The following is a 22,551-nucleotide window of genomic DNA, read 5'->3' as shown; positions in this document are numbered from 1 at the left end:
ACATACTCCGGTGGCAGGAGGCGCCCTCCTTCCTTGGTAGGAGGGCCCGGCCCGCAGAGGAGAGGAAAGGAGAGCACCATGACCACCCTGATGGTCGCCGACGACCATCCGCTGTTTCGCGAGGCCATCGCCGCGGTAATCGCCGCCGGCCTTCCCGACAGCCGGCTGCTGGAGGCCGACAGCCTGGCCCAGGCCATGCGCGAGGCACAACGCCACGAGGCGAGCCTCGATCTGCTGCTGCTTGACCTGGGACTCCCCGACGCCGCGGGGCTCGATGGCCTGGCGCGGCTGCGTGAGGCCCTGCCCTCCCTGCCGGTGGCGATCCTCTCCGCCGAGCAGGATCGACGCACGGTGCTCGAGGCCATCGACCTCGGCGCGGTGGGTTACATCCCCAAGTCGACCTCCCGCGACGACATGCTGGCGGCTCTGGAGCGCATCCTGGAGGGGCATCTCTACCTGCCGCCCCAGGTGATGCGCCGGCCGCCTCCCACCAGGCAGGATTCGCCGCCGGCCCCCCTCGACGACCGCCTGACGAGGCTTACCGAAAAGCAACTCGAGGTGCTGGAAGCGCTCGGCCACGGCGCCTCCAACAAGGGCATCGCCCGCAAGCTGGGTATCGCCGAGACCACGGTGAAGACTCACGTCTCGGCGATCCTGCGTCGCCTCGGCGTCACCAGCCGGGTCCAGGCCGTGCTTCTCGCCGGTGAACTCGACCTGGCTGCCTACCTCGCCGAACGCCGGGGGCGCTGAGCCTCCAGCAGGTTCCCCAGCAACACCCTCAGCCGCAGCGGTTTGAGCGGCTTGTGCAGGCAGGCGTAGCCCTCCTCGCGGATGTGGGCCTTGAGAGCCGCATCGTGGTTGGCGGTAATCACCACCACCGGTAACCCCGGAAAGCGTCGGCACAACCGGCCGGCCACTGCCAGGCCATCCGGCTGCCCCTCGCCGAGGTGGTAGTCCACCAGCAGCACCTGCGGCGGCGGACCTTGCAGCCCTTGCGGGGAGGCGGCGCTGGCCACCCGGCATCCCCAGCCACCCAGCAGTGCCTCCATGCCGTCACGGATGTCGGCATCGTTGTCGATCACCCATACATTCGCCCCCGCCAGTGGCCCCGGCGCTTCGTGCGCGACCGACTGATGATTGACTTGCTCGGTGCCGCAGGGCACCCGCACCGAGAACAGCGAGCCCTGCCCCGGACGTGAGGCGAGCGCCAGCGGATGGCCCAGCATGCCGGCGATGCGCTCGACGATCGCCAGGCCCAGCCCGAGGCCCCGGTCGTCCTCCTCACCACTGGCTTCCAGGCGGTGAAACTCGTCGAAGATCACACGCTGCTGTGCCGGTTCGATACCCGGACCGGTATCCCCGACCAGGATCTCGAGCCAGTCGCCACGCCGACGGCAACCGAGCAGGATGCGCCCATGGCGGGTATAGCGAATGGCATTGCTCAGGAAGTTGCGCACCACCCGCGCCAGCAGCGCCAGGTCGGAGGTGATCACCGCGCGGCTCGGCACATGGCGCAGCTCGAGCCCCCGGCTGGTGGCCACCTGGCGATACTCCTCGGCCAGCACCCCGAGCAGCTCCTCGGCGGGAAAGCTGGTCACATCGGGCCTGAGCACCCCGGCATCGAGCCGCGAAATGTCCACCAGGCTGCCGATCAGCGTCTCGACGTCCTTGAGCGAGCGATTGATGCTGCCGACCAGGCGGTGCGACTCGTCGGGCAGGCGGTGGCCCTCCAGGGCGCTGGCGAAGAGTCGGGCCGCGTTGAGCGGTTGCAGCAGGTCGTGGCTTACCGCGGCGAGGAATCGGGTCTTGGAAAGGTTGGCCGCTTCGGCATCGGCCCGGGAGCGCTCCAGGGCCGCAAGGGTGCGCTGCAGGGTCTCGGTGCGCTCGCGCACCTGCTCGGCGAGCAGCACCGAGTGCTCGAAGGCGCCGTAGGGGCCGCCATGGGGCACGCCGCCCGCCTCCACACGCTCGATCAGGGCGGCACAGATGCGGCGCAGCCGTTCGTTCTCGGCGGCCAGCGCCTCGGGTGAGACGCCAGGCTCAGGCGGACGTCGCGGATCCAATGGCCACTCCGGTGAAGGTCTGGTTGAGGTGCATACCATGGTGCTGCTCGCCGTAGGTGTTGAAGCCGACCACCCGGCCCCGGGCCAGCAGCCGCGAGGCCGCCGCCAGCTCGCCACGCGCCTCGATCTCGAGCCGGCGCAGGAAACAGTCGCAGCCGATCACCAGGGCTGGCTCGCCGAGACGCTGCGCCAGGCCATCGAAGACCACCTCGAGTTGTTCGAGCATCGGCGTGGGACGCATGGCGGTGAGCACGATGCCAGTCTCCACGGCACAGTAGAAGCTCAGGCTGCCATCGGGGTTGACCCGCTGCACCGAGCGCACGTAGTGGGCATCGGCGATACGCACCGCCAGCGGGTGCAGGGCAAAGGCCTGGGCATCCAGCGCCGCCACCGGCACTCCCACCAGTCGCGCATACTCCTCGGCCGCGGGCAACGCATTGAGCTCGAGCACTCGACGTGTCTCGCTGTCCGCCCGGGTGACCACCAGCTTGTGGTCCAGCGGCTGCAGGTGGTGGGTGGTGAAGACCTCGAAGGGCAGCCGCGTCGCCACCATCACCACCACCGCCGCCCGGGAGTGGAAATGCCCCTCGGCATAGACATGGGTGCGCGCCAGGCGGTTGTCGTCACCGGCGGAGCCGCCGAAACCGGGGATGCGCCCCAACGCCGCCTCCAGAGTGGCCAGCACCTGCTCTTCGCGACTGGAGAGGCCGTCGAGCAGGGTCAAGGCGAAGCGCTCGGCGCCCGCCGGGGCTTCAGGACGGCAGCGTTCCAGCAGGCCGTCCACCAGCCGCTGGGCGGCGAGCAGGTCGAAGCGGTCGAGGTCGGCCACCAGGGCGGTGGCGACGGCGAAGGCCCCCCTCGCGAAGCCGATGGCGACGATACAGCCACGCTCATAGCCGGTCGGGCTGATCTCGCCGGCGGTGGTGCAGCCCACCACCGGCAGCCGCCCGAAGGTATGCGTGATCGCCCGGGACAGGTCCTCTAGGGGATAGTCGGCGCTGCAGAAGAACAGCACGAACCCCAGCGCCGGATGACGCAGCGCCTCGCCCAGCTCGGCCACGGCAGCCGCAGGGTCGGCATGTCGCGAGACCGCGCTGCACAATGGGGGGGCGCCAGTGAACGCGGTGGGATCGGGGGGCATCATCGACTCCGGGGGCGAGGCAGTAATCCAGTGTAGGCCGGCCCCCGGCGCGGCCACAATGCCCGGGGAGTCAGTCCGCGGAGTCTTGTACCCAGCGGGTCAGGGAGGCCAGGGTGGTGGCAAGGCAGGCGTGCAACTCCTCGAGGACGGGACCCGCCGCCGCGAGCTGCTCCTCGACAGCCAGCCGCTCGAGCCGCGCGGCCAGCCCCGCCACCTTCACCGCCCCCAGGCTCGCGGACTCTCCCTTCAGCTGGTGTGCCGCATGTCGCAGCCGCCCGGCATCGCCCGCCTCGAGGGCCATGGTGAGCTGGGCGAGGTGCGCCTCGGCCTGGTCGCGGTAGAGCACCACCATCGACGCCATTCCCTGTTCGCCCAGGGAGTCGCGAAGCGAATTCAGGATCAGCGGATCGGCCAGTGTCTGCTGGCTCATGGCGAGGGTGGGCGCCATGGCACTGCCGCCCAGATGGCGGCGCAGCACCTCCAGCAGGGCCTCCTGGAGCAGCGGCTTGGTGAGGTAGCCATTCATCCCCGCGGCCAGGCAGCGCGCCCGCTCCCTCCCTGGTCCGCCAGCGGTCATGGCTACAATGGGCACCGTGGCCGACCAGCCGTGGCGCTGGCGCAGCCGGCGGGTCACCTCCAGGCCGTCCATGTCGGGCATCTGAACATCCATGAAGATCAGGTCGAAGTGCCGGCGCTCTGTCAGGGCCAATGCCGCCTCGCCGGACTCGGCCAGGGTCACACGACACCCCAACCGCTCGAGCATCGCCTGGGCGACTCGCTGGTTGACAGGATTGTCCTCCACCACCAGCAGTCGCGCCCCCTGTGGCTGGCCAAGCTCGGCCCGGCCCGTCGCAACAGCCTGCGCCGGCTCGGCGGCGGGCACCAGCGGCAGCAGGCACCAGAAGCGACTGCCGACACCGGGCTCGCTCTGCATGTCGATGCTACCTCCCATGGCATCGATCAGTCGGCGTGAGATCGCCAGGCCCAGCCCGGTACCGCCGAAGCGCCGTGCGGTAGAGGCATCGCCCTGGCGGAAGGGTTCGAAGATGCGCTCACGCTGTTCGGCGGGAATGCCGCAGCCGGAGTCACGCACTTCCAGCCGCAGGGTCTCGTCATCCTCGAGCGACGCCTCGAGAACAACCCGGCCCTGGTCGGTGAACTTCACGGCGTTGGAGACCAGGTTGAGCAGTACCTGGCGCAGCCGCGCCGGATCCCCCATCACCCAGGCGGGCAGCGCCTCGGATACCCGCGCCTCAAGCCCGATCCCGCGTGACTCGGCGCGAGCGGCGAAGATCGACACCGAGCCCTCCACCAGTGCCGCAAGCGACAGCGGCTGGTATTCCAGGTCGAGCCGTCCAGCCTCGATCTTGGAGAAGTCCAGCAGTTCGTTGATCAGCCCCAGCAGCAAGTTGGCGCTGTCGTGGATGGTGGCCGCATACTGCCGGGGATGCTCCTCGAGAGGCTCCTCTAGCAGCAGGTCACTCATGCCGATGACGCCATTGAGCGGGGTACGTATCTCGTGGCTCACGGTGGCCAGGAACTCCGACTTGGCCCGGCTCGCCGACTCCGCACGCCGCGCGGTGGCCTGCAACTCGTGGCTGAGTGTCTCCAGATCGCGGCGGGCCGCGGCGTTGTCGCGTGCCTCGCGGAACAGCATCATCGCCACCAGCAGCGCGGCGAAGCTCATGGCGAGGATAAGCACCAGCAGCAGGCCATAGAGCCGCTGTAGCTGGCGCCGCTCGTGGGTCGCGCTCTCGGCCAGGTAGCCATTGATGGCGATTACCAGGCGCTCGGTACGGTTGCCCAGCACCTCCAGGCGCTGTTCCAGGTCCTGCCGGGACTCCATCTCCAGCGAGGCAAGCCCTGCGATGGCGTCGTCCAGTGCCTCGATGCGTGCCTCGATCTCATCGATGAGGTCAACAGCCGCGGGAATCTGGGCGACCAGCTCGGTGACATCGCCCTGGCGCATCAGGGTCAGGCGGCTGTAGAAGAGCTCGAAGCGCAGCCGCAGTCCGGAGAGGCCCGCTTCGGGCTGGGCGAGATAGCTGCGCATCTGCACGGTATCCCGGTCAAGCTTGTAGGCATGCCAGACGGCATCGCCGCCGACGCTGCCCGCCAGGCTGTCCTGGCGCCAGGAGACCAGGCCCACCACGACCAGAGCGGCGGCGAACAGCACCAGGGCACTGATCGCCCCCAGCCTCAGCCGCAGGGGCAACTTCAGCATGGGCGACGTCCCGCTGACACCGCCTGCTCAGGGCGCATGGATCTCCGCCACGTGCCATACCGAGCGGAATCGCACCGCCTCGTTATGCAACTCCGGATGATCATCGAAGGGATAGAGCACGAACAGCGGGCCGAACTCGCGAATCGGGATCGGCTCGCCATCACGGCTGATGGCCAGGATCACGTCGTAGTCGTGCAACTCCTTCACGGGAATCTCGGCCCGGTACTCATTGAGGGCCTGCACCACGATGCTGTCGGCCCGCCCCCCCGCCGCGGCGAGCAACTCACGTATCAGCGGCCCCTGAAAGCAGCCCGACTCACTGTGCCAGGGGGTGCGGGTGCAGACCGTCAGGGGGGAAAGCGTCATCAACATCGATCGGTCGAAGAGCGCGTCTTCACCGACATTGGGATGGGCAATATCACCGGTGATGGTCAGCAGGACCTCTCCTTCGGGTACCGGCAGCTCATCGCCGAAGGAGGGCACCGGCAGACAGGCCAGCAGGAGGGCGATGATCGATAGGCGCATGGCGGGTACCCTTGGCGGCGACTTCTGGGCGCCAGACTACCCGATCACGACGCCATGGTCAGCTCGACGAAGGCGGCAGGTCGGGATCGGGCAGAGATCCCAGCCCGTCGAGAAGGCGCAGCAGCAAGTTGGCCCGCGCCTCGAAGATGGCATTGCGCTGCAGCTGATGGGACAGCTCGAGCATGCCCGGCATGACCAGCTCCACCTCCTGCAACTGGGCATGGTAGGCCTCCATCAGCGTCAGGTCCGCCTCACGACTGGCCTGCCAGGCCTGCTCCGACAGTACCAGGGCGTCGCGGGCCTCCTCTCCCAGCGCACGGTCCAGCCGCCCCGTGAGTCGCTCGACTTGCTCACGCCAGCCCGCCTCGGCCGTGTCGGCACAGGCCAGCATGGCGTCGAGGTCCTCCTCGGCCTCCACCAGGCAGGCGTGCAGCTCATGCTGCAGCGACTCGACCTGGGCGGAGGGGTCGGACTGGGCCAGGAGCGGCTCACCGATGAGAGCAAGGGCCGCCAGCACAGCAGCGGCGGGCAGGGAGTGCGGCATGACAGACTCACAGCAGGCAAGAAGACGGATACCCATAAAGAGCTGGGGGGCGTTCACGCCCCCCAGCATAGTGCCTTGTCGAGAGAAACTCTAAGCCGATCAGCTGTGCAACTGGTGGCCCTCCTCCTGGGGCTTGACGACCACCAGATCCTCGTAGGCGTGCCAGCTGGCAAAGCCCAGCACGGGCAGGATCAGCGCCAGGCCGATATAGAAGGTCAGCACCCCGACCAGCACACAGCCGGTGAGGATGGCGGCCCACAGCAGCATCGGGCGAAAGTTCCTGGATACCGAGCGAATGCTGGCCTCGATGCCTTCCATGAAGGTGAGGTCCTGATCCATCAGGGTCGGGATGGCCACCACGCTGATGGCGAAGGCACCGAAGGCGAGCACGCTGCCCAGCACCGTGCCCACGGCGATCATGCCGAGCCCCTGCGGGGTGGTCAGCAGTGCCGCGTAGAGGGCATCGGGGCTGGGCACCTCGAAGCCGAAGAAGAGCGCGAACAGCAACGTGGCCACGCGGATCCAGGCCATGAAGAAGATCATCATCATCACCCCCATCATCGCCAGCTGGCCGGCATGGGGACGCCAGGCGCCGAAGGCATCACCCAGGTGGGGGGCGCGATTGGCCTCCAGGGCTCGGCTGATGCCGTAGGAGCCCACCGCAACCAGGGGGCCGATGAACATGAACCCGGCCACCAGCGGCAGCAGCCAGTGCCAGAGCCCCAGATAGATGGCCCCGACGGTGACTGCGATGCTCAGCCCTACCCAGAACATGCCATAGGCCAGGCTGACCGCGGCGGCCTGTCGGAAATCCTCGATGCCGGCGGCGAGCCAGGCCCTGGGGCGTTCCATGCCCACCGGCTGGATGGTGATCCTGACGCCAGGCGCTGCCGACGCGTCACGTGCTTTCGCGGTTGCCGCATTCATGTGTCACCTCTCTTCACCGATTACCGCCCGACCGGCTCGGGCGCTGCGCGAATGGTTCCGGCGCGGGTCCGGCCCATCGAGACACGTTAACGGGGCCTTTCCTCGTTAACTCTGTCTTAATCTAGTTGATCCGAGTCAACTCTGCAGGGAATCGCGCTTGCCTTTTTCCACGCTCTGCGCCCCACGCAAACGCGGAGGGCCCCGACACCGGGTCGGGGCCCTCTACAAGGCCGATCAGACGTGGCGAGAGCCACTCATCCTCAGCGCACGATCATCACCGAGACCTTGGAGTGGTGCACCACATGCTCGGCGTTGGGACCGAGCACGTAGTCGGCGAACTTGCGCTTGTTGTGGGAGGCCATGACGATCAGGTCCACCTCGAGCTTCTTGGCGGCCTTGACGATCGCCTCCCAGGGCGAGCCGTCGACGATCACGCTCTGGGCCGTGATGTCCTCGGGCACGTGGTCGCGGATGAACTCGTGCTGGGCCTCCTTGATCGCCTCATGGGCCTTCTTGGCGAAGTCCTTGGGAAAGTAGGAGCCGACCAGCGGCATGCGGTAGTCCGGCAACACCGTCACCACGTGCAGCGAGGCACCGAAACTGCGGCACAGCGCCACCGCCGTCGGCAGCGCCTTGACCCAGGAGGCCTCCTCGTTGAGGTCCACCGTTAACATGATCTTCTGGTACATGACGCTCTCTCCCTCAGGCTGATGTCACCGCGGCACTGCGATCCCGCCGCCGCCGCTGCATCACTACGATCAGGCCGAACACCAGGAAGGCCGGGATCCACATCAGCTCCTTGGTCCAGCGGTCCACCGGGGCCAGCACCTCGATGATCTCCTGGTCGAAGTCGAAGCCCAGGTCAGAGGCCTGGCTGCCATAGGCCACCATGTCGACGATGGCCTTGTCGTCCTCGATCAGCAACATCAGGCCCAGGTTGTCGAGGCGCTCCTGGCCCGTCTCCCCTTCCGGCACCGGCAGCTGCATGTAGGTGGTCAGCGGGTCGCCATAGGCATCCAGGCCGCTGACCTGCAGGCGAAGCGTGCTCTCCTCGTCGACGCTGCCCAGCGCCTCGGCGAACTGGGCCGGCGGCACCGACTGGTAGGGGTCGTGGATCCTGTCCATCCAGAAGCCCGGCCGGAACAGGGTGAAGGCCACCAGCAGCAGTACGATGGACTCGTACCAGCGGCTGCGGGTGATCATGAAGCCCTGGGTCGCCGCGGCGAAGATCAGCATGGCGATGGTCGACACCACGAAGATCAGAATACCCTGCAGGAAGGTCACATCAATCAGCAGCAGGTCGGTGTTGAAGATGAACAGGAACGGCAATGCCGCGGTGCGTAGGCTGTAGTAGAAGGCCTGGAAGCCGGTGCGGATCGGGTCACCCCCCGAGACCGCTGCCGCGGCGAAGGAGGCGAGCCCCACCGGTGGGGTGACGTCCGCCATGATCCCGAAGTAGAACACGAACAGGTGCACCGCGATCAGCGGTACCAGCAGGCCGTTCTCCGCCCCCAGGTTGACGATGACCGGCGCCAGCAGCGCCGACACCACGATGTAGTTGGCCGTGGTGGGCAGGCCCATGCCGAGGATCAGGCTGAGCACCGCGGTAAGCAGCAGGATCAGCATCAGGTTGCCCATGGCAAGGGTTTCCACCACCTCGGCGAGTACCAGGCCGACGCCGGTCTGGGAGACCGCGCCGACGATGATGCCGGCGGTGGCGGTGGCGATGCCGATGCCGATCATGTTGCGGGCACCGGTGACCAGGCCGTTCCACAGGTCCAGGGCCCCCTCGCGCAGGTCCGCCGCCATGTCGCTGCGACCGCGGAAGATCGAGGTAATCGGACGCTGGGTGAGGATGATGAAGATCATGAACACCGTCGCCCAGAAGGCCGACAGCCCCGGCGAGAGGCGCTCCACCATCAGGCACCAGACCAGCACGATCACCGGCAGGATGTATTGCAGGCCGACCAGCACCGTGGGCTTGGTCTGGGGCAACTTGTAGATGGGGGTGTCCGGGTCGTCGAGCTCGAGCTCGGGATACCCCGCGGCCAGCTTGAGCAGCGCGACATAGATCACCGTCAGGGCGACCGCGACCACCCAGGGCGTGGCATCGCCCAGCACCGGCTTGAGCCAGCCCAGGCCGTAGTAGACCGCGAGGGCCGTGATCATCATCAGCAGCAGGCCGCCGAGGAAGCCGATCACCTTGCGCACCAGGGGCTTGGGCGGATTGCTGCTCTGCAGCCCCTGCATGTTGGCCTTCATGGCTTCCAGATGAACGATATAGACCAGGGCGATATAGGAGATCAGCGCCGGCAGGAAGGCGTGCTTGATCACCTCGACATAGGAGATGCCCACGTACTCGACCATCAGGAAGGCCGCAGCGCCCATCACCGGCGGCATGATCTGGCCGTTGACCGAAGATGCCACCTCAACGGCACCGGCCTTCTCGGCCGAGAAGCCGACGCGCTTCATCATCGGCACGGTGAAGGTGCCGGTGGTCACCACGTTGGCGATGGAGGAGCCGGAGATCAGGCCAGTCATGGCCGAGGCCACCACGGCGGCCTTGGCCGGCCCGCCCTTGTAGTGGCCGAGCAGCGAGAAGGCAACCTTGATGAAGTAGTTGCCGGCCCCGGCCTTGTCGAGCAGGGCGCCGAACAGCACGAACAGGAAGACGAAGCTGGTCGAGACCCCGAGGGCGATGCCGAAGACCCCCTGAGTGGTCAGCCACTGGTGGTTGACCAGGCCGAAGAGGCTGACCCCACCGTGAGAGAGGATGCCCGGCATGTAAGGGCCGGCCAGGCTGTAGATAAGAAAGACCGATGCCACGATCATCAGCGGCGGACCGAGCGCCCGTCGCGTGGCCTCCAGCAGCAGCACGATACCCGCCACCCCGATGATCACGTCCTGCAGGATCGGCGCCCCCGGGCGCTGGGCGAGCTGTTCATAGAACATGAACATGTAGGCGCCACAGAAGGCCGCCGCCGCCGCCAGCACCCAATCCTGGACGGGGATACGGTCACGCGGCGAGCGCTTGAGTGCCGGATAGGCCATGTAGGCCAGGAAGAGTGCGAAGGCCAGGTGGATGGAGCGGGACTCGGTGGCATTGAAGACGCCGAAGCCCAGTATGAAGGGGATCGGGGATGCGATCCAAAGCTGGAAGAGCGACCAGGCGGCGGCAATGCTGACCAGCAGCTTGCCCGGCGTCCCGGCCGGCTTGCGAGCCCCCGAATCGCTCGAGGCGACCATATCCTCCAGGTCGACCTCGTGCCCGGCGGCCCTCTTGTTGTCCTCAGTCATAAGCGTGCCCTGCTCTGTAACGTTTGCCCTGGGAACCCCTGCTGGTGATGCCCTTGAGCATCCCAAACAGAATGCGCGGCCCCCTCGGGTGACCGCGCATTCTTCACCGAGGTGAGATCACCTCAGGTCTTCGGATCACTCGATCCAGCCCTGCTCGCGATAGTAGCGGGCAGCTCCGTCATGCAGCGGTGCGGAGAGGCCTGAGGAGACCATCTCTTCCGGATCGAGATTCTCGAAGGCCGGGTGCAGCTGCTTGAAGCGATCGAAGTTGTCGAAGATCGCCTTGACGGTCTGGTAGACGATGTCCTCGTCAGCCTGGGCGGTTGTCACGAAGGTCGCCGCCACGCCGAAGGTATCGACATCCTCGTCGTTGCCCTTGTAGAGGCCGCCGGGGATCACCGACTTGGAGTAGTAGGGGAATTCCTCGACGATGCCGTCGATGGCTTCGCCGTTCAGCGGGATCAGGCGCGCATCCACGGTAGTGGTGGCTTCCTGAATGGAGCCGTTGGGGTGACCCACCACATACACCATCGCATCGACGTTGTTGTCGGCCAGGGCCGCGGCCTGCTCGGCGGCATCCAGCTGGGAGGCCAGGGCAAAGGTGTCCTCGGTCCAGCCCTTGGCTTCCATCACCACTTCCATGGTGTTGCGCTGACCGGAGCCGGGGTTACCGATGTTGACGCGCTTGCCTTCCAGGTCATCGAGGGTCTCGATGCCGGAATCGGCACGGGCCAGCAGGGTCAGCGGCTCGCCGTGGACACGGAACACCGCACGCAGGTCCTCGTAGGCGTCGCCTTCGAAGTTGCCGGTGCCGTTGTAGGCCTGGTACTGGACGTCGGACTGCACCACGCCCATGTCCAGCTGACCGGACTTGATGCCGTTGACGTTGGCCACCGAGCCGCCGGTGGAGGGCGCATTACACTTGATGTTGGCGTCTTCCAGACGATTTACCAGGCGGCAGACGGACTGGCCGACCACATAGTAGACGCCGGTCTGGCCACCGGTACCGATGGTGATGAACCTCTCTTCATCCTGCGCCATGGCCGGCGACGCGAACATCGCGGCCCCCAGGAGCGCACCGGTGAAGGCAGCAGCAGAGAATGCATGGCGTTTCATGGACATACCTCTTTGACGTTGTCGGCAATCGAGCGGCGAGACCGAGACCACACCGGGCTCCGAATCTACCACCCCTTTCTACTTTAGCGAAAAAACTTCTCCGGGGATAATGACCGGAAGCAAGGCCGGCAGAACATGGCCGACGGGTTTGTTCACCCCTAGTCTAGTCCCGACGAGCGTTTATGAAGCGTTAATCTCTTGATGCAATGCAGCAAGGGGCGCACGTAGCGGCCCTTGCTGAATAGAACTCACCGCTGCCTCACGATGCCTTCATGATCAACGCCTGCTTCTCGTCCTTCATGGCCGTGAACTCGGCCTCGTAGAAGAACTCGCTCTCCCCCAGCGCCGGCTGCAGGTGGTTGAGCCAGGTGGCTTCTTCGTCGTATTTCGCGAAGAACGGCCGCTGCACCCAGTCGCTGTCGCGACCCTGGATGAAACGCAGCACAAAGACCTTCTCGCCCTGAATCTCGGTGACCCCCTGGATCTCCACCTTGCCCGGATCGGCAGACATGGAGGGCCCACGGGCGGTGCGCGCCAGGCCCGGCACCTGCTTCATCGCCTCGCGGTAGATCTCCCAGGCTCGCACCAGCGGCACCTCGAAGTAGTGGCGGGCGCCGGTGTCGCGCTCCACAAACATGTAATACGGGATCATCCCCAGGCGCACCTGGGTGGTCCACATGCGTGCCCACTGGTCGGCATCGTCGTTGATGTGCTTGAGCAACGGCGCTTGGGTACGGATCTCCGCCCCGGTGGCGCGGATGCGGCGGATCGCCTCGCGGCAGATGGGGGTGTCCATCTCCTTCCAGTGGTTGAAGTGCGCCATGAAGGCGACATGTTTCCCAGCAGCCACCAACTCTCTGAACAACTCGAGGATATCCTCAGCGTCCGGGTCGGTGACGAAGCGGTAGGGCCAGAAGGTCAGGCTCTTGGTACCGATGCGGATGTCCTGAACGTGATCCAGCTCAGGCGCCATCAGCCCCTCCAGGTACTGACGCAGGTGCTTGGCCTTCATCACCATGGGGTCGCCGCCGGTCATCAGCAGGTCGGTGACCTCGGTGTGCTCAGCCAGGTAGCGGTGCAGGGAATCCGCTTCATTGGAGGCGAACTTCAGGTCCTTGTCGCCGACGAACTGCGCCCAGCGGAAGCAGAAGGTGCAGTAGCTGTGGCAGACCTGCCCCTGGCTGGGGAAGAACAGCACCGTCTCGCGGTACTTGTGCTGCATGCCGGGCAGCGGCTCGCCATCGAGCAGCGGCAGGTTGAGGTCCATCTGCCCCGCCGGATGCGGGTTGAGTTCGGAGCGGATGCGCTCGATCACCGGCTTCATCTCGGCGGCGGAGGCCTCGCGGCGCATCAGCTCGGCCACCTCCTCGAAGTGCTCGGGAAGCAGCATGCCGCGCTGAGGGAAGGTGAGCTGGAAGACCGGGTCTTCGGGCACCCTGTCCCAGTCGATCAGCTCCTCGATCACGTACTCGTTGACCCGGAACGGCAGCACCTGGCTGACGACCCGCATGTCGAAGCGCAGGTCGTCAGGCAGGTTCTGGATCGCTTCGATCTTGTCGAGCTGGCGGTGGGTGTAGACCTTGAACTGACGGGCCTCGAAGGCCTCGGCCGCGGGGCTGCCGAGCTCGATATTGACGCTCTGGTTCATCTCGCCTCCTCATGTTGTCGCGTCCGGCGCCCTGGCACAGGGGCCCAGGGCTTCCGCCACGGGAGGCGGTGCCGGCATCGGTTATCGGGGGGAGGCTATTGGTACAGGGACGAGGCTTGAGTTGCAACTTTGTGCGCCGATTTGCAACGAATGTCGCGAAAAAGCCAGGAAATCGCAACACCCCTTTCATCCGGCGGCTACCATTTAGGGCTTGCGAATGAGCCTTGCGGTAAGGCGTTGCAGTCTTGGCGCACCGACCAGTATCAACGAGAAGGCGATAGGCCAGGCGATATAGAAGGCGCGCCACCAGCGCCCCACGAAGCCTTCGCCCAGGCCGGTGTTGACCCAGGTGATCACGAAGGTCATGAGGCTGACCATGTAGAGCGACATCAGCACGGCGAAGACCATAGGCGCGAAGCGTGGCGGGAAGAACATCGGGACTCCTGATAGCCTGAGGGGTAAGAGATGCACGGCGCCGATTATAGACCGGCCACCGCGAATGGCACCCGCGCCTCTTGGTCGCAGGTGCCGGGAGGTCGCATGCCCCAGGAGATCCCATGGAACTGCTCGCCTGCCAACCCGCCATACCCGCCATCCGCTGCCGGGGCGACCAGCTCGCCTGGCTGCGCCACCTGACCCGGGAGATCGAGGCGCGCTGCGAGGCGTACAGCCCCGACCTGATCGTGCTGCCCGAGCTTACCACCCTGGAGTACGGCAGCAGCGCCTTCGCGTGTCTGAGAGATCTGGATGATGACCTGCAAGGGCCCGTCTACGAACGCTTCAGCGAGCTGGCCCGACGCCTGGGCTCCACCATCGCCTACGGCACGGCCCGTCGTGGCGAGCAGGGGCGTCATATCAGTCAGGTGCTGGTGGGGCCGGATGGCGCCCTGGCCGGGGTCTACGACAAGCTGCACTGTGCCCAGTTCGGTGCCTCCGCCGAAGCGGCCCATTTCACGCCCGGCGAGTCTCTGCTGGTGGTGGACATCGCCGGCTGGCGGGTCGGTGTGATGATCTGCTACGACCTGCGCTTCCCCGAACTGGCGCGGCGCCTGGCCGCCGAGGGGGTGGAGCTAGTGCTGCACCCGGTGGCCTTCACCCGCGACTTCTCCTTCGCCAGCTGGCACGCCTTCGTCACCGCCCGCGCCATGGAGAACCAGCAGTGGTGGCTGAGTCTCAACCGCGCCGGCGAGGCCTGGGGCCACTCCCTGCTCTGTCCGCCGCTGGTGGACGAAGCCCATGCCGCCGAGGATTTCGGCCCGCACGAGGCGTGGCGCCGGCTGTCACTCTCCAGACAGGCCCTCGCCGAGGCCCGGGAGCAGCTGCCGCTCTCCCGCGACCGTCGCGACGACCTGGCCGGGCTGCCACTGTGGCAACCCTGAACGAACGCAACCGAGGAGGCCGCATGATCGAATGTATCCAGGGCGATATCGCCAGGCAGCCCGACATCGAGGCGGTGGTCAACGCCGCCAACGCCCAGCTGCGCCCCGGCGGCGGCGTGGCCGGTGCCCTGCACCGCGCCGCCGGCCCCGAGCTCGACCGCGCCTGCCGCTCCCTGGCGCCGATCCGCCCGGGCGAGGCGGTGATCACCGCAGCCTTCGCGCTGCCCAACCAGTACGTGATCCACTGCCTGGGGCCGGTCTACGGCGTGGATGAGCCGGCGGAGGCACTGCTCGCCGACTGCTATCGCAACGCCCTGGAGCTTGCCGAACGCGAGGGCCTGCACTCCATCGCCTTCCCGGCGCTCTCCGCCGGCGCCTTTGGCTACCCGCTGGAGGAGGCCGCGCGGGTGGCACTGGAGACGGTGTCCACCACCCTGCCCCGCTGCCCGCACCTGGAGCGGGTGCGCTTCGTGCTCTTCGATGCCAGGAGCGCCGCGCTCTTCCGGCGTATGCTCGACGAGCTGCAGGCAGGGTAGCAACCTACCCCACGTTGTATCCGAGGGTTCGCGGCAACCACAGGGCAATCTCCGGGCAGCATCAAGAGCGCGACCAGTGCCCTACCCCACGTTGTAGCCGAGGGTTCGCGGCAACCACAGGGCGATCTCCGGGAACACCGCCACCAGCGCCAGGGCGCCGGCCATGGCGACGACGAACAGCAGCGCCCAGCCCACGGTCTGCTCCAGGCGGATCTTCGCCACTTCGGTGGTCACCATCAGGTTGACCGCCACCGGCGGGGTGAACTGGCCGATGGCGATGTTCATCGCCAGCAGGATGCCGAACCACACCGGATTCCACTCGAAGTGCTGCATCACCGGGATCAGGATCGGCATCATGATCAGGTAGATGGAGATGGCGTCGAGCAGCATGCCGGCGGCCAGCACCGCCAGCATGACCAGCACCAGCAGCACGACGCCGCTGTCGGAGAGCGAGATGATCCACTCCGCCAGGTGGCGGAAGGTGCCAAGCATGGTGCCCGCCCAGGCGAAGATGCCCGCCAGGGCGATGATCAGCATCACCACGCCGGAGATCACCGCCGCCTCGCCGAACAGCGCCCAGAGATCGCGCCAGCCGAGCTCGCGGGTGACGAAGAGTCCGATCACCACGCCGTAGGCCACCGCCACCACCGCGGCCTCGGTGGGAGTAAAGAGCCCCGAGCGCAGCCCGCCGAGGATCAATATTGGCGCGAACAGCGCCGGCAGCGCCTGCTTGAAGGTCTCGCCCACCCTGAGGCGCTCCGCGCCCGCCACCGACATGCCGCCTTCCCAGCCCCGCCCTTCCCAACCATAACGCCTGGAGACGATCAGTGCCGGCACCAGCAGGGCCAGACCGGCCAGTACCCCGGGGAAGAGCCCGGCGGCGAAAAGCGCCCGCAGGTCGACCCCGGGCACGACGATGGAGTAAAGGATCAGTGCCACCGAGGGCGGGATCAGGATCGCCGTGGAGGCCGAAGCGGCGATCAGCGTGGCCGAGAACGGCTTCGGGTAGCCGGCCTTCGTCATGCTGGGCAGCATCACCATGGCCACCGCGGCGGCATCCGCCGGCCCCGAGCCACTCATGCCCCCCATGATCATGCACACCAGCACCGCCACCAGCGCCAGGCCGCCGTGGCGCGGGCCGATCAGCGCCTGGGCGAAGCGCACCAGGCGCAGCGCGACACCGGAGCGCTCGAAGATCAGCCCGGTAAGGATGAACAGCGGGATGGCGATCAGCGGGTACTTGGCGATGCTGTTGTAGGTGTTGGTGCCCAGCGTCGCCAGCATCGCCGGCGACAGCCCGGCCAGTATTCCCGTGGCACCGGCCAGCGCCAGGGAGAAGGCGACCGGGACCCCGGCGATCAAGAAGCCGGTGAAGGCCAGCAGCATCCACAGGTCAGGACTCATCGTCGAGCCTCCCGCGCAGGCGGTCCCATGTCTGCTGCAGCTGGCGCACCAGCATCACCGCTGCCAGGAGTGGCAGCCAGACGATATACCACCACTGGGGCAGCCCCAACCCCGGCGAGAGGGTCCCCCACTGGTACTCCTGCCAGGCCAGCTTGGCGCCGAACCAGCTGATCAGGCCCAGCACGGCGATGCCGCAGACACCCTGGAAGAGCACCAGCAGCCGGCGCGGCCCGGTCGGCAGGGCCCGCTCCAGCATGCCGATGCGGATATGGCCGTTACGGCGCAGCGCCACGGCGGCGCCGGCGAAGGTCAGTACCACCAGCAGGAACACCGAGAGCTCCTCGGTAAAGGCCAGTGAGCCGCCGGTGATGTAGCGGGTCACCACGTTACCCAGGCTGATCAGCGAGATGATCACCAGGGCCAGGGCGGCCAGCCAGCGCTCCGGCCTGGCGTCCGGGGAAGGGATCATGGGTTACCTCACAAGGCAGCGGCCGGCCACTAGGGCCGGCCGGTCAGTCGGAAGGAAGGGCGGGGATCAGCGCGACTCGACAGAGGCACGGGCGGCCTCGACGATCTCTTCGCCGATCTTGGGAATCCACTCGTCGTGAACACCGGCGGTAGCCTCGACAAAGGCCTGGTACTGCTCATCGGAGAGCTCGGTGACGGTGACGCCGCGCTCCTGGATGGCGGCCAGCCGCTCGCTCTCCTCCTCGCGGGTCATGGCGATCTCCCACTCGCCCGCTTCCACTGCGGCCTCGCGCAGGATCTCGCGGTCACCCTCCTCGAGGGACTCCCACACCTGGCGGTTCACGGCGAAGATCAGCGGATCGTTCATATAGTTCCACAGGGTCAGGTGCTCCTGACCCACCTGGTCGATGCGCGCCACGTCGAACACCGAGAGCGGGTTCTCCTGGCCGTCCACCGCGCCGGTGGTCAGCGCGGGCTTGGCGTCGGCCCAGCTCATCTGGGTGGGGTCGGCGCCCAGGGCGTCGAAGGTGTCCTGGAACAGCGGCGAGCCCACCACGCGAATCTTCAGCCCCTCGAGATCAGCAGGCTCATCGATCGCCCCCCGCGAGTTGGAGAGCTGGCGGAAACCGTTCTCGCCCCAGCCCAGCGGAATCACGTCGCGGGACTCGATGGCCGCGAAGACCATCTCGCCGGCCTCGCCGCCGGTGACCGCATCCACCGCCGCCTCGTCGGGCAGCAGGAAGGGCAGCGAGAAGAGGTTGAGTTCCGGCACCTGGGGCGACCAGTTGATCGTGGAACCCACCGCCGCGTCGATCAGACCGGAGCGCATGGCGGAGAATTCGCGGGTCTGGTCACCGTTGACCAGCTGGGAGTTGGGGTAGACGCGCATGGTGATGCGCCCCTCGGTGCGCTCCTCCACCAGCTCGGCCCATTTCGCGGCGGCCTGGCCCCAGGGGAAGGCGTCGGAAAGCACGGTTGAGATGGCGATCTCACGGGCCTGGACGGAGAGCGAGGCGGAGAGCACGGCGGCGCCGGCCAGGGCGGCGGCCAGCTTGGCAAGCGGTCGATGGGTAGTCATGGCGTGTCCTTGCAGCGGCGTCTCGAAGGCATCGAGACGCAATTATGGTTATGGATCAAGCGATGCAGTCGTGCGACTGCATCCGACTATTCTAGGGCGAGCAGCGTTGAATGACAGCCCGGGATGGCCCTAGTCACAGCGGGACTCCGCCCCCGGCCAGGTGACACAGTTCCCCACCTCGATGTCGAGCGCCTCGAAGGTACCGGCATTGACCTCCAGTGCAGCCCGATAGGACACCCCGGGGCGGGTCACCGCGCAGTCGGCGGCGTCACCCGAGCCGCAGGGCTGCATGGTGTGGGTCGAGACGATGCGCCCCTCCCCGTCGATGAAGGCGATATCCAGCGGGATCAGGGTGCGGTACATCCAGAAGCCGCTACCGCCGGCCTGGTCGTCGGGATAGAGGAATAGCATGCCGGCATCGGCGGCAAGGTGCTCCCGCCCCATCAGTCCGCGGCTGCGCTCGGCCGGCTCATCCGCCACCTCGACCCGGAAGTCATGCTGCCCCGAGTCGCCGTGAACGGCGAGTGGCAAGTGCTCCGCGGGTTCCTGGGCGAGGCTCGCTGCGGGCAGTGCCAGCGAGCCGAGGGCGAGGATGGCGGCATGAAGGAGGTGTTTCATGGCAGGCTCCTGGTGTCATCGCCGGCGGCGGAAGTCTCCGGCATCAGGTGGATACCCGCGGCGAGCAGCGAGACCTGCACCGCCTCGCCCCGGGCCAGTCCGTTGCGGCGGGCGGCGTGGGTGGCGATCTCGAAGCCGAGCCGCTGCGGGGTGTGATCGAAGGCCAGGGTCACCGAGGTCATCCCGCCCAGCACCACCAGCTCCTCGACCCGGGCATGCACCGGGTTCTCGCGCTCGCCCAGCGAAGGCCTCCCGCGTCGGTGCAGCACCACATCCGAGGGCGGCAGGTACCAGGCCACCCGGGCACCCGGCGGCAGCGACGCCAGCCCCTCGGCCACCTCCAGCCGCCAGGGGCCCCAGGCCAGCCGGCGCTCGCCGCCCTCCTCCACCACCTCGCCGGTAAACACATTGTGGCGGTCGAGCAGGCGCGCCACCTGCGGCGACACCGGGCGACGGAACAGCGACTCCGGCTGGCCCTCCTGCAGGGTGCGCCCGGTGTGCAGCACGCAGAGGCGGTCGGCCAGCGCCGCCGCCTCGTCGAGGTCGTGGGTCACCAGCACGATGGGGATGCGGATCTCCTGGCGCAGCAGCGCCAGCTCGCGCTGCAGGCGCCGACGGGTGACCTGATCCACCGCCGAGAAGGGCTCGTCGAGCAGCAGCACCCGGGGATTGCGCGCCAGCGCCCGTGCCAGGGCCACCCGCTGGCGCTGGCCGCCAGAGAGCTCGGCCGGATGGCGCCCGGCCAGGCCGTCCAGGCGCACCCGCGTCAGCCACTCCTCGGCGCGCCGGCGGCGTTCGGCAGGGGGCAGGTGGCCCAGGGCGACCATGACATTGCCCAGGGCGGTCAGATGGGGGAACAGCGCATAGTCCTGGAACACCAGCCCGACCCGGCGCCGCTGTGGCGGCAGGGAGAGCCGCCTGCCGGCATCGAACCACAGGGCGTCGCCACAGGCGATGCGTCCACCGGCCGGGCGATAGAGCCCGGCCACCGCACGCAACAGGGTCGTCTTGCCGCTGCCGGAGGGTCCCACAAGTGCCAGCAGTTCGCCGGCCGCGCAGTGGAACTCCGCGGCCAGCGGAATGGGCCCCGCCTGGTGGAGGCTGACGGCGAGGCTGGCGGACGAAACCAGGGGCTCAGACACGGCGCCACCTGCGCCGGCCCGCCAGGCCGTAGACCACGCCGATGGTGAGGAAGGAGGCCAGCAGCAGCATTGCGGACATGGTGGCCGCGCCGCTCTCGTCGAAGGCCTGCACCCGGTCGTAGATGGCGATGGCCAGGGTGCGGGTCTCGCCGTCGATGGCGCCACCCACCATCAGGATCACCCCGAACTCGCCCAGGGTGTGGGCGAAGGTGAGGGCCAGGGCGGAGACGATGCCCGGCCACACCAGTGGTAGCTCGATGCGCCACAGGGTATGCGCCGGCGACAGCCCGCTGCACCAGGCCGCCTCGCGCAGGTTGCTCGGCACCGCCTCGAAGGCGCGCTGTACCGGCTGGACCGCGAAGGGCAGGTTCGCCACCAGGGAGGCGAGCAGGATGCCCTCGAAGGTGAAGTTGAGCCCCGAACCGAACAGCCGCTGCCAGAGCCCGCCGAAGGGCGCCTCGACGCCGAAGGCCTGCATCAGGTAGAAGCCCAGCACCGTGGGTGGCATCACCAGCGGCAGGGCCACCAGCGCCTCGCCCAGCGGCTTGGCGCGGGAGCGGCTGGTGGCCAGCGCTCGCCCCAGCCAGATTCCCAGCGGCAGCAGCAGCAGGCAGGTCAGGGTCGCCAGGTGCAGCGAGACCGAGAGTGCGGTCCAGTCCATCAGGGCGCTGCATCCTCGGGGAGGCGGAAGCCATAGTCGGCCAGGATCCCGCGGGCCTCCTCCTGCTGCAGCCAGGCATAGAAGGCACGCGCCGTCTCCCCGGCGCCCTCGACCAGCGCCATGCGCTGGACCAGCGGCGCATGCCAGGACTCGGGAATCAGCACATGCTCGCCGCGCTCGGCGATGGGCGGCGCCAGGGCCAGTGACCAGGCCACCAGCCCCCCACGGGCGTCACCGGAGAGGGCGAAGCGGGCGGCCTGGGAGACGTTCTCCCCCAGCACCCGCAGCGGCGCGCTCGCCTCCCACAGGCCAGCATGCTCCAGCGCCTGGCGGGCGGCCACGCCGTAGGGGGCGTGCTCGGGATTGGCCAGGGCAATGCGCGGGCGCCCCTCCCCCGCCGCATGGGCGTCGATCGCCTCACGCACTGTGATCAGCGGAGCCTCCTCGCCCGGCAGCTCCCCCTGCCCTCTCGGCTGCAGCCAGGCCAGGCGACCCACCGCATAGACCACACCCTCATTCTCGAGGTGGCCTTCCTCGTGCAGCGCCAGCACATAGGCCTCGTCGGCGGAGAGATAGAGCTCGAACGGGGCCCCCTGGGCGATCTGGCGGCGGAAGTTGCCGGAGGAGCCGAAGTTGAGGCGCAGCTCGCGACCGGTCTCGGCAGTGAAGCGCTCGGCGGCCTCGCTCAGGGCGAACTGCAGGTCTGAGGCGGCGGCCACGGTAGGTGGCGCCGCGGCGATGGCCAGCGGCGACAGCAGCAAGGCAAGCCCCAGCAGCAGGGCGCGACATCCCGAGCGGGGAAAGAGTGGCATGACGAGGCTCCGACGGGCATGGATGGACGCATTGTCCGACACCCCGCCGATGCCCACAACCCGCCCGGTGTTCCTGTCAGGGCTATCGCAGTTAGCCATGCGGCGATAGCGAAAGGCGCCGGGGACAGGTCAGCTTGTGGCGACGCCGGCGAAGATGGCGCGCAGGTCGGTCTCCTCCTCGCGGCGACCGAGGTCGAGCAGTCCCTCGAGGCTCACCAGGTGGCCAACCACGGCTTCACGGGCCCCCTCGGCATCCCCCGCACCCAGGGCCGCCAGCAGCCGCGGGTGGTCACCCTCCAGGTAGCAGGAACCGAGCGTGGGACGCTTGTAGAGGGCGATGACGATGGAGGTGCGCATCACCAGATCGGTAAGCATGGCCCCCAGCACACGATTGGGCGAGAGTGCAGCCAGGCGATGATGAATGGTCAGGGAGTGGGCGATGCGTGCCGGTTCGTCGCTGCGGCCGTAGGCTTCGGCCTCGGCCCGCGCCTCGGCCTCCAGCGCCGTCAACACGCCAGGTTCAACCCCCTGGGCCGCGAGCAGCGCGGCCACCTCACCCTCCACCAGGCGGCGGGCGGCGAAGGTCTCGCGGGTCTCCTCCACACTCGGCGAGCGCACTCGGGCCACCTGATTGGGACGCTGGTCGATGACATGGTCGGCGGCCAGGCGAGTCAGGGCGCGACGCACCACCGAGCGGCTGACGCCGAAGATCTCGCCCAGTGCCACTTCAGGCAGGCGCGTTCCCGGCGGCAGGCGCTGGCTGAGAACCGCCTGGCGCACCTGCTCGACGATATAGGGGTCGCTGATGCGCTCGCCGGCACGAATGGCGGCCTCGACGTCGGCCTTCCAGGAGTGGCTCATGCTCTCTCGCTCATTGTGATCATCCTGGCCGCACCATCGCACTTTTCGGCACGAATGACCACATCGAGCGGGCATCCTGTATACAGGATGCCCGTGATCAGCACGTC

Annotated in this window: 22 protein-coding genes; 3 read left to right on the top strand and 19 right to left on the bottom strand. The window is 67.7% G+C overall.

The window, feature by feature from the left end:
• Positions 1-78 precede the first annotated feature (78 nt).
• Complete coding sequence (locus GRB96_RS04420) at positions 79-750, top strand: response regulator (protein ID WP_161430878.1); 672 nt, start codon at positions 79-81, stop codon at positions 748-750.
• On the opposite strand, the gene GRB96_RS04415 is transcribed toward GRB96_RS04420, so the two are convergent.
• From GRB96_RS04415 to GRB96_RS04365, 11 genes are all read right to left on the bottom strand, one after another.
• The gene (locus tag GRB96_RS04415) at positions 723-2,063 is read right to left on the bottom strand and encodes an ATP-binding response regulator (RefSeq protein ID WP_240894121.1); all 1,341 of its coding nucleotides are present in this window, start codon (positions 2,061-2,063) and stop codon (positions 723-725) included. The two genes, GRB96_RS04420 and GRB96_RS04415, sit on opposite strands and share 28 nt — an antisense overlap.
• On the bottom strand, positions 2,041-3,204 hold the full coding sequence (gene nosP / locus GRB96_RS04410) for a nitric oxide-sensing protein NosP (RefSeq protein ID WP_161430875.1): 1,164 nt from the start codon (positions 3,202-3,204) through the stop codon (positions 2,041-2,043). The genes GRB96_RS04415 and nosP overlap by 23 nt, the downstream gene beginning before the upstream one ends.
• Before the next feature lie 70 nt (positions 3,205-3,274).
• Positions 3,275-5,428 (bottom strand): ATP-binding protein, encoded by a 2,154-nt coding sequence (locus tag GRB96_RS04405; protein WP_161430873.1) that lies wholly within the window; start codon positions 5,426-5,428, stop codon positions 3,275-3,277.
• 27 nt (positions 5,429-5,455) lie between these two features.
• Positions 5,456-5,953: a putative pterin-binding protein gene (locus tag GRB96_RS04400; protein ID WP_161430871.1), complete on the bottom strand. Its 498-nt coding sequence runs from the start codon at positions 5,951-5,953 to the stop codon at positions 5,456-5,458.
• A gap of 58 nt (positions 5,954-6,011) precedes the next feature.
• Complete coding sequence (locus tag GRB96_RS04395) at positions 6,012-6,497, bottom strand: lysozyme inhibitor LprI family protein (protein WP_161430869.1); 486 nt, start codon at positions 6,495-6,497, stop codon at positions 6,012-6,014.
• 99 nt (positions 6,498-6,596) lie between these two features.
• Complete coding sequence (locus GRB96_RS04390; protein WP_161430868.1) at positions 6,597-7,424, bottom strand: DUF2189 domain-containing protein; 828 nt, start codon at positions 7,422-7,424, stop codon at positions 6,597-6,599.
• Between the two features lie 260 nt (positions 7,425-7,684).
• Positions 7,685-8,113, bottom strand: coding sequence for a universal stress protein (locus GRB96_RS04385; protein ID WP_161430866.1), 429 nt, complete (start codon positions 8,111-8,113; stop codon positions 7,685-7,687).
• Positions 8,114-8,126: 13 nt separating this feature from the next.
• A complete protein-coding gene (locus tag GRB96_RS04380) occupies positions 8,127-10,721 on the bottom strand; it encodes a TRAP transporter permease (RefSeq protein ID WP_161430864.1) in 2,595 nt (864 codons plus the stop codon).
• A gap of 135 nt (positions 10,722-10,856) precedes the next feature.
• Complete coding sequence (locus GRB96_RS04375; protein WP_161430862.1) at positions 10,857-11,837, bottom strand: TAXI family TRAP transporter solute-binding subunit; 981 nt, start codon at positions 11,835-11,837, stop codon at positions 10,857-10,859.
• 259 nt (positions 11,838-12,096) lie between these two features.
• On the bottom strand, positions 12,097-13,485 hold the full coding sequence (locus tag GRB96_RS04370; RefSeq protein WP_161430859.1) for a KamA family radical SAM protein: 1,389 nt from the start codon (positions 13,483-13,485) through the stop codon (positions 12,097-12,099).
• Between the two features lie 204 nt (positions 13,486-13,689).
• The gene (locus GRB96_RS04365) at positions 13,690-13,920 is read right to left on the bottom strand and encodes a DUF2798 domain-containing protein (protein WP_161430857.1); all 231 of its coding nucleotides are present in this window, start codon (positions 13,918-13,920) and stop codon (positions 13,690-13,692) included.
• Between the two features lie 122 nt (positions 13,921-14,042).
• On the opposite strand from GRB96_RS04365, the gene GRB96_RS04360 reads away from it, so the two are divergent.
• Positions 14,043-14,864: a carbon-nitrogen hydrolase family protein gene (locus tag GRB96_RS04360; protein WP_161430855.1), complete on the top strand. Its 822-nt coding sequence runs from the start codon at positions 14,043-14,045 to the stop codon at positions 14,862-14,864.
• A gap of 23 nt (positions 14,865-14,887) precedes the next feature.
• Positions 14,888-15,400, top strand: a complete 513-nt coding sequence (locus GRB96_RS04355) for a macro domain-containing protein (RefSeq protein WP_161430853.1) — start codon at positions 14,888-14,890, stop codon at positions 15,398-15,400.
• Positions 15,401-15,481: 81 nt separating this feature from the next.
• Here the strand turns inward: GRB96_RS04355 and GRB96_RS04350 are convergent, their stop codons facing one another.
• The 8 genes from GRB96_RS04350 to GRB96_RS04315 form a co-directional block, all read right to left on the bottom strand.
• Positions 15,482-16,804: a TRAP transporter large permease gene (locus GRB96_RS04350; protein ID WP_161430852.1), complete on the bottom strand. Its 1,323-nt coding sequence runs from the start codon at positions 16,802-16,804 to the stop codon at positions 15,482-15,484.
• The gene (locus tag GRB96_RS04345) at positions 16,794-17,273 is read right to left on the bottom strand and encodes a TRAP transporter small permease (RefSeq protein ID WP_205743485.1); all 480 of its coding nucleotides are present in this window, start codon (positions 17,271-17,273) and stop codon (positions 16,794-16,796) included. The genes GRB96_RS04350 and GRB96_RS04345 overlap by 11 nt, the downstream gene beginning before the upstream one ends.
• 66 nt (positions 17,274-17,339) lie before the next feature.
• Positions 17,340-18,350 (bottom strand): DctP family TRAP transporter solute-binding subunit, encoded by a 1,011-nt coding sequence (locus GRB96_RS04340; RefSeq protein WP_161430850.1) that lies wholly within the window; start codon positions 18,348-18,350, stop codon positions 17,340-17,342.
• Between the two features lie 129 nt (positions 18,351-18,479).
• On the bottom strand, positions 18,480-18,968 hold the full coding sequence (locus GRB96_RS04335) for a DUF192 domain-containing protein (protein WP_161430847.1): 489 nt from the start codon (positions 18,966-18,968) through the stop codon (positions 18,480-18,482).
• Complete coding sequence (locus GRB96_RS04330) at positions 18,965-20,110, bottom strand: ABC transporter ATP-binding protein (RefSeq protein WP_338074007.1); 1,146 nt, start codon at positions 20,108-20,110, stop codon at positions 18,965-18,967. Before GRB96_RS04330 ends, GRB96_RS04335 begins: the two co-directional genes overlap by 4 nt.
• Complete coding sequence (gene modB, locus GRB96_RS04325) at positions 20,103-20,771, bottom strand: molybdate ABC transporter permease subunit (protein WP_161430845.1); 669 nt, start codon at positions 20,769-20,771, stop codon at positions 20,103-20,105. The genes GRB96_RS04330 and modB overlap by 8 nt, the downstream gene beginning before the upstream one ends.
• Positions 20,771-21,583 (bottom strand): molybdate ABC transporter substrate-binding protein, encoded by an 813-nt coding sequence (gene modA / locus GRB96_RS04320; protein WP_161430843.1) that lies wholly within the window; start codon positions 21,581-21,583, stop codon positions 20,771-20,773. Before modA ends, modB begins: the two co-directional genes overlap by 1 nt.
• A 129-nt stretch (positions 21,584-21,712) precedes the next feature.
• Positions 21,713-22,444 (bottom strand): GntR family transcriptional regulator, encoded by a 732-nt coding sequence (locus GRB96_RS04315; RefSeq protein ID WP_161430841.1) that lies wholly within the window; start codon positions 22,442-22,444, stop codon positions 21,713-21,715.
• Positions 22,445-22,551: the final 107 nt, after the last annotated feature.

The sequence above is a fragment of the Halomonas alimentaria genome (assembly GCF_009902005.1).
GTDB lineage: Bacteria > Pseudomonadota > Gammaproteobacteria > Pseudomonadales > Halomonadaceae > Halomonas > Halomonas alimentaria.
Note: the sequence above shows the minus strand (reverse complement) of the source record. Positions and strands in the feature narration are given on the sequence as shown.

Bases quoted from the DNA above. Each gene is read 5' to 3' on its own strand.
- GRB96_RS04420 (WP_161430878.1), top strand. From the start codon at position 79: ATGACCACCCTGATGGTCGCCGACGACCATCCGCTGTTTCGCGAGGCC.
- nosP (WP_161430875.1), bottom strand. From the start codon at position 3,204: ATGCCCCCCGATCCCACCGCGTTCACTGGCGCCCCCCCATTGTGCAGC.
- GRB96_RS04405 (WP_161430873.1), bottom strand. From the start codon at position 5,428: ATGCTGAAGTTGCCCCTGCGGCTGAGGCTGGGGGCGATCAGTGCCCTG.
- GRB96_RS04400 (WP_161430871.1), bottom strand. From the start codon at position 5,953: ATGCGCCTATCGATCATCGCCCTCCTGCTGGCCTGTCTGCCGGTGCCC.
- GRB96_RS04395 (WP_161430869.1), bottom strand. From the start codon at position 6,497: ATGCCGCACTCCCTGCCCGCCGCTGCTGTGCTGGCGGCCCTTGCTCTC.
- GRB96_RS04390 (WP_161430868.1), bottom strand. From the start codon at position 7,424: ATGAATGCGGCAACCGCGAAAGCACGTGACGCGTCGGCAGCGCCTGGC.
- GRB96_RS04385 (WP_161430866.1), bottom strand. From the start codon at position 8,113: ATGTACCAGAAGATCATGTTAACGGTGGACCTCAACGAGGAGGCCTCC.
- GRB96_RS04380 (WP_161430864.1), bottom strand. From the start codon at position 10,721: ATGACTGAGGACAACAAGAGGGCCGCCGGGCACGAGGTCGACCTGGAG.
- GRB96_RS04375 (WP_161430862.1), bottom strand. From the start codon at position 11,837: ATGAAACGCCATGCATTCTCTGCTGCTGCCTTCACCGGTGCGCTCCTG.
- GRB96_RS04370 (WP_161430859.1), bottom strand. From the start codon at position 13,485: ATGAACCAGAGCGTCAATATCGAGCTCGGCAGCCCCGCGGCCGAGGCC.
- GRB96_RS04365 (WP_161430857.1), bottom strand. From the start codon at position 13,920: ATGTTCTTCCCGCCACGCTTCGCGCCTATGGTCTTCGCCGTGCTGATG.
- GRB96_RS04360 (WP_161430855.1), top strand. From the start codon at position 14,043: ATGGAACTGCTCGCCTGCCAACCCGCCATACCCGCCATCCGCTGCCGG.
- GRB96_RS04355 (WP_161430853.1), top strand. From the start codon at position 14,888: ATGATCGAATGTATCCAGGGCGATATCGCCAGGCAGCCCGACATCGAG.
- GRB96_RS04350 (WP_161430852.1), bottom strand. From the start codon at position 16,804: ATGAGTCCTGACCTGTGGATGCTGCTGGCCTTCACCGGCTTCTTGATC.
- GRB96_RS04345 (WP_205743485.1), bottom strand. From the start codon at position 17,273: ATGATCCCTTCCCCGGACGCCAGGCCGGAGCGCTGGCTGGCCGCCCTG.
- GRB96_RS04340 (WP_161430850.1), bottom strand. From the start codon at position 18,350: ATGACTACCCATCGACCGCTTGCCAAGCTGGCCGCCGCCCTGGCCGGC.
- GRB96_RS04335 (WP_161430847.1), bottom strand. From the start codon at position 18,968: ATGAAACACCTCCTTCATGCCGCCATCCTCGCCCTCGGCTCGCTGGCA.
- modB (WP_161430845.1), bottom strand. From the start codon at position 20,771: ATGGACTGGACCGCACTCTCGGTCTCGCTGCACCTGGCGACCCTGACC.
- modA (WP_161430843.1), bottom strand. From the start codon at position 21,583: ATGCCACTCTTTCCCCGCTCGGGATGTCGCGCCCTGCTGCTGGGGCTT.
- GRB96_RS04315 (WP_161430841.1), bottom strand. From the start codon at position 22,444: ATGAGCCACTCCTGGAAGGCCGACGTCGAGGCCGCCATTCGTGCCGGC.